The sequence below is a fragment of the Acidovorax sp. 94 genome (genome assembly GCF_003634645.1).
Lineage (GTDB): Bacteria > Pseudomonadota > Gammaproteobacteria > Burkholderiales > Burkholderiaceae_C > Acidovorax > Acidovorax facilis.
The window spans coordinates 777,577-791,193 of record NZ_RBJA01000001.1 but is presented as its reverse complement, the minus strand read 5'-3'; the positions used below and the strand labels follow the sequence as shown (position 1 = coordinate 791,193).

15 protein-coding genes are annotated in these 13,617 nt (G+C 65.3%); 12 read left to right on the top strand and 3 right to left on the bottom strand.

The window, feature by feature from the left end; genetic code table 11:
- The first annotated feature begins 5 nt into the window (after window positions 1-5).
- From C8C94_RS03705 to C8C94_RS03660, 11 genes are all read left to right on the top strand, one after another.
- On the top strand, window positions 6-407 hold the full coding sequence (locus tag C8C94_RS03705) for a hypothetical protein (protein ID WP_121419758.1): 402 nt from the start codon (window positions 6-8) through the stop codon (window positions 405-407).
- A 47-nt stretch (window positions 408-454) separates the two neighbouring features.
- A complete protein-coding gene (locus C8C94_RS03700; RefSeq protein ID WP_121419757.1) occupies window positions 455-4,036 on the top strand; it encodes a hypothetical protein in 3,582 nt (1,193 codons plus the stop codon).
- 15 nt (window positions 4,037-4,051) lie between these two features.
- The gene (locus tag C8C94_RS03695; RefSeq protein ID WP_147433222.1) at window positions 4,052-5,218 is read left to right on the top strand and encodes a hypothetical protein; all 1,167 of its coding nucleotides are present in this window, start codon (window positions 4,052-4,054) and stop codon (window positions 5,216-5,218) included.
- Between the two features lie 3 nt (window positions 5,219-5,221).
- Window positions 5,222-5,968: a hypothetical protein gene (locus C8C94_RS03690; protein WP_121419755.1), complete on the top strand. Its 747-nt coding sequence runs from the start codon at window positions 5,222-5,224 to the stop codon at window positions 5,966-5,968.
- A complete protein-coding gene (locus C8C94_RS03685; RefSeq protein ID WP_055400976.1) occupies window positions 5,965-6,336 on the top strand; it encodes a hypothetical protein in 372 nt (123 codons plus the stop codon). The genes C8C94_RS03690 and C8C94_RS03685 overlap by 4 nt, the downstream gene beginning before the upstream one ends.
- 2 nt (window positions 6,337-6,338) lie before the next feature.
- On the top strand, window positions 6,339-8,177 hold the full coding sequence (locus C8C94_RS03680) for a hypothetical protein (RefSeq protein ID WP_121419754.1): 1,839 nt from the start codon (window positions 6,339-6,341) through the stop codon (window positions 8,175-8,177).
- Window positions 8,170-8,391, top strand: a complete 222-nt coding sequence (locus C8C94_RS03675) for a hypothetical protein (RefSeq protein ID WP_121419753.1) — start codon at window positions 8,170-8,172, stop codon at window positions 8,389-8,391. The genes C8C94_RS03680 and C8C94_RS03675 overlap by 8 nt, the downstream gene beginning before the upstream one ends.
- 154 nt (window positions 8,392-8,545) lie before the next feature.
- Complete coding sequence (locus tag C8C94_RS03670; protein WP_121419752.1) at window positions 8,546-8,758, top strand: Com family DNA-binding transcriptional regulator; 213 nt, start codon at window positions 8,546-8,548, stop codon at window positions 8,756-8,758.
- The gene (locus tag C8C94_RS25710; protein ID WP_199731483.1) at window positions 8,706-8,882 is read left to right on the top strand and encodes a hypothetical protein; all 177 of its coding nucleotides are present in this window, start codon (window positions 8,706-8,708) and stop codon (window positions 8,880-8,882) included. Before C8C94_RS03670 ends, C8C94_RS25710 begins: the two co-directional genes overlap by 53 nt.
- The gene (locus C8C94_RS03665) at window positions 8,879-10,006 is read left to right on the top strand and encodes a GNAT family N-acetyltransferase (RefSeq protein WP_121419751.1); all 1,128 of its coding nucleotides are present in this window, start codon (window positions 8,879-8,881) and stop codon (window positions 10,004-10,006) included. Before C8C94_RS25710 ends, C8C94_RS03665 begins: the two co-directional genes overlap by 4 nt.
- On the top strand, window positions 9,997-10,599 hold the full coding sequence (locus C8C94_RS03660; RefSeq protein ID WP_121419750.1) for a formyltransferase family protein: 603 nt from the start codon (window positions 9,997-9,999) through the stop codon (window positions 10,597-10,599). Before C8C94_RS03665 ends, C8C94_RS03660 begins: the two co-directional genes overlap by 10 nt.
- A gap of 125 nt (window positions 10,600-10,724) precedes the next feature.
- Here C8C94_RS03660 and C8C94_RS03655 read toward each other — a convergent pair whose 3' ends face one another.
- Both C8C94_RS03655 and C8C94_RS03650 read right to left on the bottom strand, forming a co-directional pair.
- Window positions 10,725-11,198, bottom strand: coding sequence for a cupin domain-containing protein (locus C8C94_RS03655; protein WP_121419749.1), 474 nt, complete (start codon window positions 11,196-11,198; stop codon window positions 10,725-10,727).
- 53 nt (window positions 11,199-11,251) lie between these two features.
- Window positions 11,252-11,650 carry a 4-oxalocrotonate tautomerase family protein gene (locus tag C8C94_RS03650; protein ID WP_121419748.1) on the bottom strand — a complete coding sequence of 133 codons (399 nt, stop codon included), beginning with the start codon at window positions 11,648-11,650 and terminating at the stop codon, window positions 11,252-11,254.
- A 118-nt stretch (window positions 11,651-11,768) separates the two neighbouring features.
- Between C8C94_RS03650 and C8C94_RS03645 the strand changes: the two genes are divergently transcribed.
- On the top strand, window positions 11,769-12,707 hold the full coding sequence (locus tag C8C94_RS03645) for a LysR family transcriptional regulator (protein WP_121422678.1): 939 nt from the start codon (window positions 11,769-11,771) through the stop codon (window positions 12,705-12,707).
- 120 nt (window positions 12,708-12,827) lie between these two features.
- Here C8C94_RS03645 and C8C94_RS03640 read toward each other — a convergent pair whose 3' ends face one another.
- Entirely contained in the window at window positions 12,828-13,550 is a 723-nt protein-coding gene (locus C8C94_RS03640; protein ID WP_121422677.1) for a class I SAM-dependent methyltransferase, read from the bottom strand.
- Between the last annotated feature and the right edge of the window lie 67 nt (window positions 13,551-13,617).

Here is a 13,617-nt window from a genome sequence, read left to right as displayed (position 1 = left end):
ACCCCATGAGCACCATCACCCTCACCTACGACGGCGTCACGGAGACGCTCAGTGATCGCCTTCAGTGGACCGATGAATACGACTGGAGCCCCATCGATCAAGCCACGGGCTACAGCACCGAGGGCGCGCTGATGGTTGACCAGGCCGAGAAGCTGGCAGGCCAGCCCATCACCCTTGATGGCGAGTCCAGCCAGGCCTGGACCGAGCGCGCGCAGTGCGACCGCCTCAAAGCGTGGGCGGCTCTTAAAAACATTGAGCTGGTCTTGGTGCTGCGAGGTGTCGCGCACCAGGTCATCTTTGACCACGCCCAGGGCGGCTTCACGGCCCGCCCCATTTGGAAGCTGATCGACGGCGAGATCACCGGCGAGCTGCTCTACCTCCCCACCTTCCGTTTCCTGAAAGTCTGACTATGCCCATCGCATCCGGCGACGTTAAATTCTTCGCATCCCGAAACATGAGCGACGCACCCGAAGGGGCCGGTGGTCCCTCTGGTGTTGTCATTCCTGACGCGGCCAAGCACGCCGTCTTTCCCGGCATCAGCGAACTGGACCGCACTCTCGGGCGGGTGAACATCCGCCAGACGGTGCTCGGCGTCACGACGCCTGACACCGCCGTCTTTCTTGGCACGAACGTGATCATTGCGGAGCCGCCGAACGATCCGCGCGTGTCCATCGTGATGGTGGAAGTGGATGACCTTTTTGCGAAGCGCGATGACATCAAGAAGCGCATCGAGAGCTACCTTGCGGGGGGCTCCAGCTACCCCGCCTACCTCTTCGGCGACATGCTGCAGGGGCAAACCAATATCTCAATCTGCCAGAGAGAAGGCGTTCCGCTGCCAAACATCGGCGACCGTCTTGTCCTGCGAAAGCTATTCGGCCAGCCAGGCGAGGTGGAACAGTTCGTGGCGATCACCTCGGTGTCGAACCTGGTGCGCGTCTTCACCGACGGCCAGGGCGACTTCGTCCGCAACATCGTTGCCCTTGGCATCAGTGAGCGTCTTGAAGCCGACTTTCCCGGCTTTGATGCACAGCGCATCGACCCTTCGGTGGATGATCTGCGTGCACGCACTGGGCTGAACGAAGCGGTGGTGGCGGACGCGGCCCGCTTCTATGGCACCGTGCCCCTGGCGGAGCCCGCAAGCATTGGTGAATACACCGTGCGCGCGACCACCATCCACCAGCCCATAGTGCCCAGCGCACAGGTGGAGACCCCGATTGCCGATGCCTCGACCAATGGGATGGCCTATGCCCTGGTCGCAGCCGGTGGGCCGGTGGTGCAGACGATCACGACGATCTGGACCACCACCCAGTCGCTTTACATCGGTGGCAGCCAACTGCCCGGCAGCGTCACGATTGAACGCGATGGTGTAGTGATCACCGACAAGGGCGGGCGCTTGCTGCAGTCCGGCGCCGAGGTGGGGGCCATCGACTACGACAACGGGATCGCCAGCCTTTCGGTCGACGTGTTCGGCTCGGGTGGCGGGGTGCACACCATCACTGCGACGCCAGCGGCGATGCCCCAAGCGGCGCAGCGCTCCATTGGCACCCCCGTCACGATGGCGAACCGCTCGCTGAACTACGTGGTGACGCTGATACCTCCCGCTCGGCGCAGCCTGGTGCTGCATTACATGCACTCGGGCCGGTGGTACATGCTGCGCGAGGACGGATCGGGCGCGCTGCGCGGCCTGGACTCTTCCTATGGCGTGGGTAACCTCAACCGGACCACGGGCACGCTGCTGGCATCCCTGGGCTTTCTGCCCGATGTCGGCAGCGCCATCATCCTGCAGTGGGCCGAGGAAACGGCTGCACCCCCTGTGCCCAATACGGCGCTGCGCATGGCTGGAAAGCTCTATGTGCCGATCAACACCAGCGGCCAGGTGTCGGAGGCACCGGGTAGCCGGGTGCTGTCTCCTGGCCTCACGACGCTGACGTGGAAGCACACCCCGAGTGGCCCCACCTACACCGCGTCTGATGATGGCAATGGGTTTCTGACGGGCGATGCATCGGGCGTGGTGGACTATCAGCGCGGCCTGATCCTGTTGGCTCCCAACGTACTGCCCCCGGTGGGGGCCGTGGTGTCCATCAATCAGAGTTCGGCAGCGGCGAGCACCCTGGCCGATGTGACGTGGACCGGCAGCAGCGCGTCCATCTCCTGCGCGATCACTCCCAACACCGTGCCTGGCAGTGTGCACTTCTCGTTGTGGATATCGGTGACGGCGTCACTGTCTGGCCTGCCGGGCGACATGTTCCTCATGTCAGAGCCGACCCGCCACTACCGCGCGAGCGTGCGCGACAACGGCGCTGGCGGCCTGGTGCTGCAGGATGGCCAGGCTTGCGGCACGATCAACAACAGCACCGGTGCAGTGACGGTCAACATGGCGGGCGTCGATGCCAATCAGCTCGCGGCTTCGGTCGGGGCACGGGCGCAGCTGATGCAGAACCACGAGAACTCCGGGCCGTATGCCGTGGGCGGAGGGTATGCGGTCGGCTGGGTGGGTGCGAGTGTCTATTCTCCGCAGCCGCCAGGAGTTTTCACGTTCACGGTGGGGGCACCGGTTGCCGAGCCTATGAGCGTCACTATCGACCGCTTCATGACCCGCGTGTCGAACCTGGCCGAGGGATTCAACCTGCAGGGCGTGTCGTTCGCACTCAACGGGCAGCGCTATGTCGGTGCCAATACGGGCGTACTGCTCACCGATATCAACCCCGCGACCGGCGCCGGTGTGCCAGTGGGTGCCGTGAGTGCTGCGCTGGGTGTGGTGCAGCTCAACACCTGGGCCACAGCCGCCGCCAACGTGGTGACCGACTGGCGCGCTATCCAGGCACCACCGTCCTCGGGCAATGGCGACCTGTCCGCGAACATGCGGGTGCTGTTTAGGACGACCACGGCGCCGATACGGCCTGGCAGCTTCTCCATCGTGGGGACCATGGACGATGGAACGCCCATCAACGTCACTGCCGGAGTCAATGGGAAGATCGACGGGGCGCGGGTCAAGGGCACCATCAATTTTGAATACGGCGTCTGCGAGCTGGTGTTCTGCAGTCCCGTGCCGAATGCGCTGGGCACTGTGGATCTTTCGCACATGCAGATTCCGGGTGTGGGTGTGGTGAACCTGGATGTGGTGCAGGCAAGCACGCTGCGCTACAACGCGGTGGCGTACACCTATATCCCTCTTGACGCGGGCATCGTGGGGATCAACTCGGTGCGCCTGCCAAGCGACGGCCGGGTGCCCGTGCATGCTCCGGGTCGCGTCGCAGTGATCGGCAACACCAAAAAGGTGCCCCCGGCCGTCGTCTCCAACGGCACCGTGATTGACTGTGGCCGGGTCCGCCTGTCTCGCGTTCGCGTGCTGGGGCATGACGGTGTGGCGATTCATACCGGCTTCACGGCAGACCTTGAGACAGGCATGGTCGAGTTCAACAATGTGACCGGATACAGCCAGCCTGTCACCGTGGAGCATCGCATCGAGGACGCCGGTGTGGTCGCCGACGCCCAGGTGAGCGGGCACATCCGGTTTCAGCAGCAGCTCACCCATGACTACCCCGTGGAGGGCACCTACATAAGCAGCGCGCTGTTGATCGGCGACATGTACGCCCGCGTCTCGCTGCTGTTTGACCAGTTCACCTGGGACGGGGTGACCTGGAAGGATGAACCGGAGGGACCGCCCGCCACAGGCACTTACAACGACCGGGACTTCCCTATTGTGGTCACCAATGCCGGGGCATCGACCCAGCGGCTGGCCTTTTGGTTCACATCCAGCACCTCGTTTCGGATCATCAGCGAGGAGTTCGGCGAGATCGGCACGGGGAGCATCGCCGTCGATTGCTCGCCCATCAACCCAAACACGGGTGTGCCATACCTGACGATCCCCGCAGCGGGCTGGGGGGCAGGCTGGGTGGCAGGCAACGTGCTGCGGCCCAACACCGAAGGCGCTTTGGCATCAGTGCCCTTCGTGCGGGTCATTCAACAAGGCCCGGACTCGGGCATTGACTATGAGTTTTCTGTCCACGCACGCGGCGACACGCAGCGTCCCTGATCAAGGCACAACACCATGGCATCACCTGTAGATACATCTGTCAAATGGGCGCGCAGCAGCATGCCTGGCGCGCCCACACTGCCCCGCACGGCCGGTGCGTTGATTGCCCTGCTGGACGCCCTGCTGGTCAATGGCTGGGGCCTGCAAACCGCCTCCAGCGTTGTCGTAGCGGGTGGCGTGGCCACGGCGACGTTTCCGACCGACCACGCGGCAGCAAAGCATGCCGTGGTGCTGGTGGATGGCGTGACCGGCGCCCTCACGGCTTTAAACGGTGAACAGAAAGTGACAGCCGTGGCGCCCAACGTCATCAAGTGGGCAACGGCGGCTGCGGACGGCACCGCCACGGGCGCCATCACGGTCAAGATGGCACCGGCCGGGTTCAACAAGCCTTTCTCTGGCACGAACCTCGCCGCCTACAAGTCGGCCCACCCGGCCGCGCACGGCCAGTACCTTCGCATCAACGACACCACAGCGAACTATGCGCGCGCCGTGGGCTACGAAAACATGACGGCGATCTCCACAGGCACGGGCCTGTTCCCGAGCGCCGCGCAGCTCAACGGCGGCTATTACTGGGGCAAGGATGAAGACCCGGCAGGCACCGGCAATGCGCCGTACCTTTTTGCATCGGACGGCCGCACGTTCTACCTCTGTGTGCAGTCGTCTTTCAACTACTACAGCGGGAACGCGCGGGCTCATCAGGCATTGGTCTTCGGTGACCTGGTTCCCGAGAGCCCGGGCGGTGACCCGTTTGCAACTGTGATTGCTGGCGGTGTAGACACCAACTGGGCGGTTAACGGGGGGGGCACCTACATGTGGGACTACATGTCTCCTGACTATATGGTTGCAGTTCCACGCGGGGTGTCAGGCGCCGGAACCGCCGTGCGTGGTGCAACCAACTGCGACCTCAACCTGGGCGTCCTCCCCGATCTTCCCAACCCCATCACTGGGGCGATACCCATGGGCCGTGTTCTGTACCACGACACCGTCACATCGTTCCCGCGAGCATCGTTCCCTGGTGTGCAATTTGGGCCATGCCCCAGTGCTGAAAGGCTCATCGATGCGCACGCAATTCTGGACATGCCGGATGGGCGGTCGTTTGTCTCGACGTTCTGCTCAACGGGGGTGAACGCAAACTCAAGTCTGAAAGCGGTGTTTATTGATATCACCGGCCCCTGGAGATAAGCCATGGCCGCCCACAAGTATTGGCGCGCTCTGGCGTTGACTGCCGCCACTCCAGCTACCCTGGAGATTTCGGAGTTCCATCTCTACAACGGCACCACCCGCGTCGACGCCGCCGCAACACTGACGGCCAGTGCCGCGCCAAGCGGGGCGCTGGCGAATCTGAAAGACGACAACACCGGCACCGGCTGCTATTGGGCGTCGGGTGGTGAGTCGGTAGTCCTTACCTGGACCTTCCCCACGCCACAGAACGTGGATGGCATCGTCGTGGGGGCAAGGACCACGATTGCGCGCTGGCCCACTGCGCTGCAACTCCATGGCGGGGATGTGACCACGGGCACCGGCCCAAGCCCGGAGTACATCGAGCACCAGTGCTATGGCCTTGGGCGCTTCGTCTCGGCCACCAAGACCGGCATTCTTCGCCCCTTGCCAAGCAACCCTCACAAGCCGCTGCAGACCAAGGATTTGCTGATCTGCCCCGGCATAGGCCGCATACCGTTTGAGGTGGTGAGGGAAGTGCTGCCGCGTACCGACCCAAAGACCTACCTGCCGCAAGCCGCAACGGTCCGGCTCGAGCGCGACATTGACGGCAAGGTGATCCGCCAGGTTTGGAGCCCAACTGGGGTGGGCGCGTTTGAGTTTGTCGACGAGAACTTCACGTACACGGTGACGGCCATCTACCCAGAAACTGGCATGCGGGCAGTGATCGCCGACCGCATTAAGCCGCAGGGCCACCCGGAGTTTGTTGAATGAGCGAGCTGGTGATGGCGCCGGATGGGGCCGTGGCAATGTTGGAAGGCTTGCTGGCGCGAGGTGCCGCGTCGCGCCTGCATTACTTGAGCGCGAGCAACGTCACGCTGGCCGTGCTGGTGCTGGCGTCGCCCTGTGGTGAGATCGTGGACGAGCAGCTCGTGCTGGCTCAAGCGGACCCGCTGGGTGATTTGATCTTGGCCACCGGCTTTGCGGTATCGGCTGTCTGGTACAGCTATGAGAACAAGCTGCTGGGTAGCGGAGCGGTCACCGACGAAGCGGGCACGGGGCCTTTCAAGGTTCCCGGGTTGACTGGAACTCGCCTTTTGGCTGGCGGCCGTCTCAAACTGGGCACCACGGCCCTGAGCTGACGATGGAGCCGATTCGCCTCATCTTCTCAGCGCCATCGCTGGCGGACGGATTCCCGCTGCGCCTGGTGTTCGGGGAAGTGGACGACGACGTCCCGCCGCCGCCCGATGTCACGGTCACCCTGCAGGCGCATATCACCCGCCTGGGCGGCACCGTCAATGCCCACTATGAGAGCAACACACCGCGCCCCATCGTGGCCTCGCTGAGCAGCGGCTGGTCGGAGGGTGACCCGGTGGCATCGGAATTGATCGTAGCTTGGCAAAGCGCTGTGCCGCTGCGCGTGAGCTGCAGGGCGCGCTGGCAAGAGGCCGAGGCGGTGGTGCGCAGCCTGGCGGTCGCTTGGTCCAGTGGGGACAGCTCAGTGCATGCCTGGCTGGCCGTGAACTACCTGGAGGCCATCGCTTCGGACACCTGGCCGCTGCGAATGGCGTGGCAGCAGGCTGAGCGCTTGAGCACCAGGGTTCGGGCCCAGTACCAGGAGGCCGAGCGTGTTCGCACTTGGCCCGTTGCCATTCGGTATCAACAGGCCTCACGCGCCCCGAGGGCCTGGCTCCAGTCCCGGTATCAGCAGGGCGTGCCGGTCCGCGCCGGGTTCACCGAGGCGGAGTCCGATGGCGACCCTGTCCGCATGTACCTGCGGGTCCGGTATCAGCAGGCAATGCGTCCGCCGACCGGCCGCTGGGTGCGCCCAGTAGCCCCACCGGCGCCAGATCCTTGTTATGTGCCTTCGCTACCCGTGCGGCTGGTCTTTACGGAAGAGGCGGGCATTGGGATGCCGCTGGTTTTTGTTTGTGAGCGACACACACCGCCGCCTCAACCGGGCACGGTGGTCGTTCAACGCAGGAGGGTTTACATGGCTTTCAACACTGTCACGCTGCACCGGGTAGATACCGGCGCGGTCTTGCACGCCCTGGGATTCACGATGTCGCTGGACGAAGGCTCCTGGACGTGGAACTGGGAGGCTTCGCTGCATGAGAGTGCCCGCAACCACCTCGGCCGCGACAGCTCCGGGCGGCCGGCCGAGCTGGCCGTGATGGTCAATGGCGTGGCGTTCAGGCTACTGCTGGAGAACCGGGCCAAGGACGAGAGGTTTCTGCCCGAGCTGCGCTTCACTGTCTCAGGCCGGGGCAAGGCGGCGATCCTGGATGAGCCCTATGCGCCCGTCATGAACTTTGGGAACGCCGCCAATCGAACCGCTCAGCAGCTCGCGGCCGAGGTGCTCACGATCAACGGTGTGCCCATGGGCTGGGATGTGGATTGGGGCCTGACGGATTGGTTCGTGCCAGGTGGCGCCTGGACCTTCCAGGGCACCTACATCAACGCCGTCAACGACATCGCCACCGCTGCGGGTGGGTATGTGCAGCCGCACAACACCGACGCAGTGCTGCGCATCCTGCCGCGATACCCGTCCGCGCCCTGGGATTGGGGCAGCGTCACTCCGGATTTTGTGATCCCGCGCACGGCCGCCGAGGTGGTCTCCACGGACTACGTCGACAAGCCCATCTACAACCAGGTGCACCTGGGTGGCATTGCAGCGGGCGTGTTCGGCCCCTGGAAGCGGGCCGGGACGGCGGGCGACAAGGAGGCTCCACAGGTCACCCATGCGCTCATCACCCATGCGGAAGCCCAGCGCCAGCGCGCGCGGGCCGTGCTGAGCGACACCGGGAGCCAGGCGCTGATCTCCCTGAGCATGCAGGTGCGGCCGGAGACGGGCGTGATCATGCCGGGCAAGTTCATCCGCTACCAGGGCGACGAAGAGGTGATGGGCATCGTCCGAGGGGTTGGCCTGAACTGGAATCGGCCGACCCTGCGCCAGGTCATCCGGGTGGAAACCCATGAGTAACGCGTACCTCGACTTCCTGGGACTGCTGCCGCCCAGGCTTTTGCTGGTGGGGACGGTGACCTCCATCACCTCGGGCGTAGCCACCGTCACGCTGCCAGGTGGAGGGCGTCTGCAGGTGCGTGGGGAAACAACAGTGGGGGCACGGGTGTTTGTGCGTGACGGCGCCATTGAAGGCCCGGCCCCGACCCTCGCCGACTCTTCGGGGGAGGTGTAGCGGACAAAAAAGACGGGCGACCTGGTCAAGTGCGCTAACACCTGGCCAGGACCCCAACATGCAGAGATGACCTGCAAGCCAGGCAAGGCCCGCCACCCTGTACAGAGTGCGGCCGAGCCTATCAGAGTTTTCATACAGAGAAACAGGCTTGCAAATGGAAGAAATCAGGTGCGGCGCGTGCCGCAAGAAATTGGGCGAGGGCGTCTTTGCCCAGCTCGTCATCAAGTGCCCCCGCTGCGGGGCGCTGAATCACCTGAGGGCCAAGAGCCCCGAACCAGAGCGCCACCGAGCGTCGAATCCCGAAGGGACGCTCAATGGCAAACATGCCAACAGAAAAGCCACCGCAGACAGCGCGTCGGCAAGGTGAAAACGGCTTCAAATACAAGCCCCAGTTCGGCCTGGTCGTGCCGTGCAAGGACGAGGACCAGCAACGGCGCATCTATGCCCGGCTGGTCAAACTGGGCATGAAGCCCAAGGTGGTGTGCGTATGAAGGTCGCCGTCCACCACCGCTGCGACGAATTCAGCAGCTACCGCGCCGCCCGCGTCAAATCACTTTTCAACGTGGAAAGCGGGGCAAACTTCCAGATTGAGGCAGACCTTGATCTGGACAGTGCGCCTTGGCAAATTGGCGTCATCGTCGGCCCCAGTGGCAGCGGCAAGACCAGCATGGGCCGAGCCCTTTGGGGCCAAGGCGCGGTCTACGCCCCCGCCTGGCCCGAGGGCCTGCCCATCATTGACGCCATCACACCGGGCGGCGGTTTCGATGATGTGACGGCCGCGCTCTCCAGTGTGGGCCTGGGCAGTGTTCCCACCTGGCTGCGACCGTATGGCGTACTGTCCAACGGCGAACAGTTCCGGGCCAATCTGGCCAGGTTGATCGCCGAGGCGCCCGGCCAGGCCGTGCTGGATGAGTTCTCCAGCGTGGTGGACCGCCAGATCGCGCGCATCGGGGCCGGGGCCTTCGCCAAGGCCTGGCGTCGCACCAGCGGGCAAGTGGTGCTCCTGAGCTGCCACTATGACATCCTCGACTGGGTACAGCCCGATTGGGTGTTTGACACGGCCACGGGGCAGTTTCAACGGGGGTGGCTTCGGCGACGGCCGCGCATCGACGTCGACCTGTGGCAGTGCGGCTGGGAGCATTGGCCAGCCTTTGAGCCGCATCACTACCTGAAGCTGCCGCAGATGATCGCCGCCACTAACTACGTGGCCACGGTGAACGGCCAGCTCGTGGCCCATGTGGCCGTGAGCACCCGCAGCCGCACCGAGGCGCGGGCCTGCCGCCTGGTCGTCATGCCCGAATGGCAAGGCGCGGGCGTGGGCCTGCGGTTTCTTGACGCGGTGTGCGAACGCTGGCGCTTGGGGGAGAACCGCTACAGCCGCCCAATGCTCACGCTGTTCCACACCAGTCATCCGGGTCTGGCCAGCGCGTTGCGGCGCTCCGCCCGTTGGACGCAGGTTTCGGCGGTTTTGACTGGTCAAAGCAAGACGCGCAGTCTGGCCAGCATGCGGAGTTCGGCCGAACGCAACGGCACCACTTCCACGGGAGCGGGCTATGGCGGACACTTCCGCGCCGTTCAGGGCTTCCGCTATCTTGGGGAACAGCCATGCGCGTGATGATCGTGGGCCAAAAGTGGCTTGCCGCCGAAGTTCTGCGCCTGTGCCTGGCGCGCGGTGACGAAGTAGTGGCCGTCAGTGCGCCCCGCACCGATGACCGCCTGGCGGCCCTGGCCACGGCCGAGGGCATCCCGGTCTGCCAAGTGGCCCGGCGCCTGACCGGTGAGTGGGTGCCCCCTGGCATCGACCTGATCCTGTGCGCCCATGCCCACGTATTTGTCACGGCTGAGGCACGCGCAAGGGCGCGGTATGGTGCGCTGGGCTATCACCCCAGCCTGCTGCCACGCCACAGGGGGCGGGACGCCGTTCGGTGGGCCGTCCACATGGGAGACCACATCACAGGGGGGACGGCCTACTGGCTGGACGATGGGGCCGACACGGGGCCGATAGCGGCGCAGGAATGGTGCTGGATCAGGCCCGGTGACACCCCCGAAATCCTTTGGCGCAACACCCTGGCCCCCATGGGCCTGCGACTGTTCGGGCTTGTGCTTGCCAGCCTGGACGCTGGCGCCCGGCCCCAGGAGCCCCAAGACGCTGCGCTTGCTACGTGGGAGCCCGCGTTTGTGCCCCGGCCGCTCGCTGCAGAGGCTTAGACTGTGCAATTTCCTTTCGCCGCATGAAAGAGCCAGCCCTAAGCCTTTATCTCGCTTCCGGCCGCTTAAATATCGCGGCGCGCTTCAGCCTGCGCTGTACAGAATGCCCCGCCCGGCTGGGCTCCCTAGCGAAGATCGCGCGGCACCACACCGACCGCTTCGCACCAACGTTGGTAATCCGCCCGGCGGTCCGTCGTCGTGATCCGCTGCAGCACCGCGTGATGCGGCCCCAGGTATTCCACACTACCCTTCACCACCACATGCACCAGCAGCTCTTCGGTACCTGTCGCCTCCCACCAGTCCACATTGCCGGCGGGCTCGTGGATGTAGTCGCCCGGCCGCACCACGCGGCCGTCGTTCAGGCGGCGCTCGCCTGCCAGCGTCAGGGCGTGCACTTCGCCCGTGTGGCGGTGCAGGCCCAGCCGCGTGCCGGGCGACAGGCGCATCAGTTCCACCCAACCCGCATCGTCGGGCAGGAACTGAATGGGCAGAGACCACTTGCCTTCGCCTTCGGGAATCCAATCCGCCAGGCCCGCGCGCTCCAGCGTCTGGGTCACGATCACATCGGCAAGGTGGTTGTTCGTTGTCGTCATCGTCATGTCGGTGCTCCTGGGTAGCTATTGGTTGATGGACTGCTTGATTGATTGCTTGCTTATTGCTCGGGATGCTGGTGACGGTATTCCTGCGTGCGGCCGCCAAAGCCGTACGCGGTGGCGCGAACGTCCTGCACGTAGACGTAGCTCTCGGGGTGCAGCGCGCCCAGCAGGCCTTCAAAGGCTGCGAACGCCTCGGCGATGTAGCGCGCCTTCTCGGCCTTGGTGTTGGTTTCGTCCACCACCTTGACGTCGAAGTAGAAGCTCGACTGTTTCAGGTCGACCAGCGAACGGCCGGCGACGTACCAGTCGGCCGGGTCCACAAAGGTGATGACCACGGCGGTGAGGTCGCGCCGTTTGCCGAGCACGCGGGTGGTCAGGTCCAGCAGGGTTTCTGCAATGCGGGCAGACAGCTCGGGTGTGCGTTGGGCAGACACTTTGACGTTGAGGATGGGCATGGAGGGCTCCTGTAAAAACTCATGGGGTTGAACGAGCCTTCACTGTAGAAATTGCGCCCCGCCACGGAAACCGCCCGTGGGGATAATGGCTTTTGCTCCGCACGCAAAGGCGCGCACGATGAAACAAGAACCTCGCTCCTTCCTCCCCGACCCGGCCGACCTGCGGTGGCTGGTGCGGTCGCTCGATCTGCGCTCGTTTTCTGCAGCGGCGCGCGAGATGGATGTGGCGGTGTCGGTGGTGGCGCGTGGTGTGGACCGGCTGGAGGCCGGCTACGGCGTGCGCTTGCTGCGCCGGTCCACACACGGCCTGTCGGCCACGCCCGAGGGCGCAGAGCTGGCGCAGGAAGCGCGTGCCTTGCTGGCGCAGCTGGAGGACATTGGGGCTTCGCTGTCGGACCAGCGCAGCCGCGTGGCGGGCACCTTGCGCCTGGCCTCCAGCCAGGAGATCTGCGAAGCGCTGGTGCTGCCCCACCTGGCGGACCTGCAGGCGCGCTACCCCGCGCTGCGGGTGGAGCTGCTGGCCGACGACCGCGTGGCCGACCTGGTGACGGAGGGCATCGACGTGGCGCTGCGCACCACCGTGGGCCACAGCGACCTGGTGGTGGCGCGCGAACTGGGCCGGTTCGAGCGGCGCCTGTACGCGGCCCCTGGATACTTGGAACAGCACGGCACGCCTGCCAAGCCTAGCGACTTGCAGCAACACCACACCGTGACGCACACCGCGCAGGGGCCCGCAGTGACCTGGGCGTTTCGCAACGCACAAGGCAAGCCGCTGGAGGTGACCGTGCGCTCGCGCCTGGCCGCCAGCAGTTCGGCCCTGGTGCACCACGCGCTGGTGGGCGGCGCGGGGATCGGCATGCTGTCCTGCCCGCTCGCGGCGGCCGATGTGGCGCAAGGCCGGTTGGTGGAGGTGCTTGCACCTTTTGCGTCCCGCACCGTGCACACGCTGTACGCGGTGTCGTCACCGGGCCGGCGCAATGCGGCCAGGGTGAAGGCGGTGATTGATTTTCTGGTGAAGGCGTCGAAGGACCGGTGGGCGCTGGCGCCTGTGCGTTGAAGTTCTTTTATGCCCTACGGCTAGCTGGCCGGGGGCTGCCGCCCCCAGCCGCAAGACAGCCTGACAGGGAGCAAGTTGCGGACATGCGGGTTCAATGAACTGGCCCGCTTTCGTTGCCTGCTAGCAGGCCGATGCCACCCAGCCCCTGAATGCAAAGCCCATGTAAAACATCTGCACATCGCTGAATCCGGCCTCGCGAAGGATCGCCTCGTCTTCCTGCGGCGTCAGCACCGCCAGCTCTGCAGCCACCTTGTCCCGCGCCTTGGCCGCGTGCTCCGGCGGCACACCGGACGCCACCTGAAACGCGGCGTAGCGTGACAGCCACAGATCGCGCTCCCCTGCCCCGCCCTCGCCGCCAGCACCTGCGCCATCCGCCACGCTCAGATGCGCAACCACCAGCGGTGCACCGGGCTTCAAACGCCGCCGGATCTCCGCCAGCATGGGCACCCGCTGCTCGCGCGGCACAAAGTGAAAAGTCAGCAGGCACGTAGCGCCATCGAACGGCCCGGCCGGTGCGCTCTGCACATAGCCGTGGTGCAGCGCCACGCGGTCGCCGGGCACGCCCGCGCTTTGCAACCGCTGCGCGGCCAGGTCCAGCATGGGCTGGCTCGGGTCCACGCCGTCAAAGCTCCAGCCGGGGTGCGCCCGCGCCATGTCTTCCAGCTCCAGCCCGCCGCCTGCGCCCACCACCAGCACGCGACCATCGGCGGGCACGCGCTCGGCCAGCAGGATACGGGACATGCGCAGCAGGCTGTCGTAGCCAGGCACGTTGCGGCGGGGGCCATCGGCGTAGCGGGCGACGGCAGTGGGGTCGGTGAAGGGGGACGCGGTGGGATGGGTCATGGTGTGTGGTGCGCGCGGTGGGTACTGCGCTGTTGCGATGAGTTTGTCCAACGGGTTTGCCAGGTCA

Coding starts and splice junctions, on each gene's coding strand:
- C8C94_RS03705 (WP_121419758.1), top strand. CDS start 6: ATGAGCACCATCACCCTCACCTACGACGGCGTCACGGAGACGCTCAGT.
- C8C94_RS03700 (WP_121419757.1), top strand. CDS start 455: ATGAGCGACGCACCCGAAGGGGCCGGTGGTCCCTCTGGTGTTGTCATT.
- C8C94_RS03695 (WP_147433222.1), top strand. CDS start 4,052: ATGGCATCACCTGTAGATACATCTGTCAAATGGGCGCGCAGCAGCATG.
- C8C94_RS03690 (WP_121419755.1), top strand. CDS start 5,222: ATGGCCGCCCACAAGTATTGGCGCGCTCTGGCGTTGACTGCCGCCACT.
- C8C94_RS03685 (WP_055400976.1), top strand. CDS start 5,965: ATGAGCGAGCTGGTGATGGCGCCGGATGGGGCCGTGGCAATGTTGGAA.
- C8C94_RS03680 (WP_121419754.1), top strand. CDS start 6,339: ATGGAGCCGATTCGCCTCATCTTCTCAGCGCCATCGCTGGCGGACGGA.
- C8C94_RS03675 (WP_121419753.1), top strand. CDS start 8,170: ATGAGTAACGCGTACCTCGACTTCCTGGGACTGCTGCCGCCCAGGCTT.
- C8C94_RS03670 (WP_121419752.1), top strand. CDS start 8,546: ATGGAAGAAATCAGGTGCGGCGCGTGCCGCAAGAAATTGGGCGAGGGC.
- C8C94_RS25710 (WP_199731483.1), top strand. CDS start 8,706: ATGGCAAACATGCCAACAGAAAAGCCACCGCAGACAGCGCGTCGGCAA.
- C8C94_RS03665 (WP_121419751.1), top strand. CDS start 8,879: ATGAAGGTCGCCGTCCACCACCGCTGCGACGAATTCAGCAGCTACCGC.
- C8C94_RS03660 (WP_121419750.1), top strand. CDS start 9,997: ATGCGCGTGATGATCGTGGGCCAAAAGTGGCTTGCCGCCGAAGTTCTG.
- C8C94_RS03655 (WP_121419749.1), bottom strand. CDS start 11,198: ATGACGATGACGACAACGAACAACCACCTTGCCGATGTGATCGTGACC.
- C8C94_RS03650 (WP_121419748.1), bottom strand. CDS start 11,650: ATGCCCATCCTCAACGTCAAAGTGTCTGCCCAACGCACACCCGAGCTG.
- C8C94_RS03645 (WP_121422678.1), top strand. CDS start 11,769: ATGAAACAAGAACCTCGCTCCTTCCTCCCCGACCCGGCCGACCTGCGG.
- C8C94_RS03640 (WP_121422677.1), bottom strand. CDS start 13,550: ATGACCCATCCCACCGCGTCCCCCTTCACCGACCCCACTGCCGTCGCC.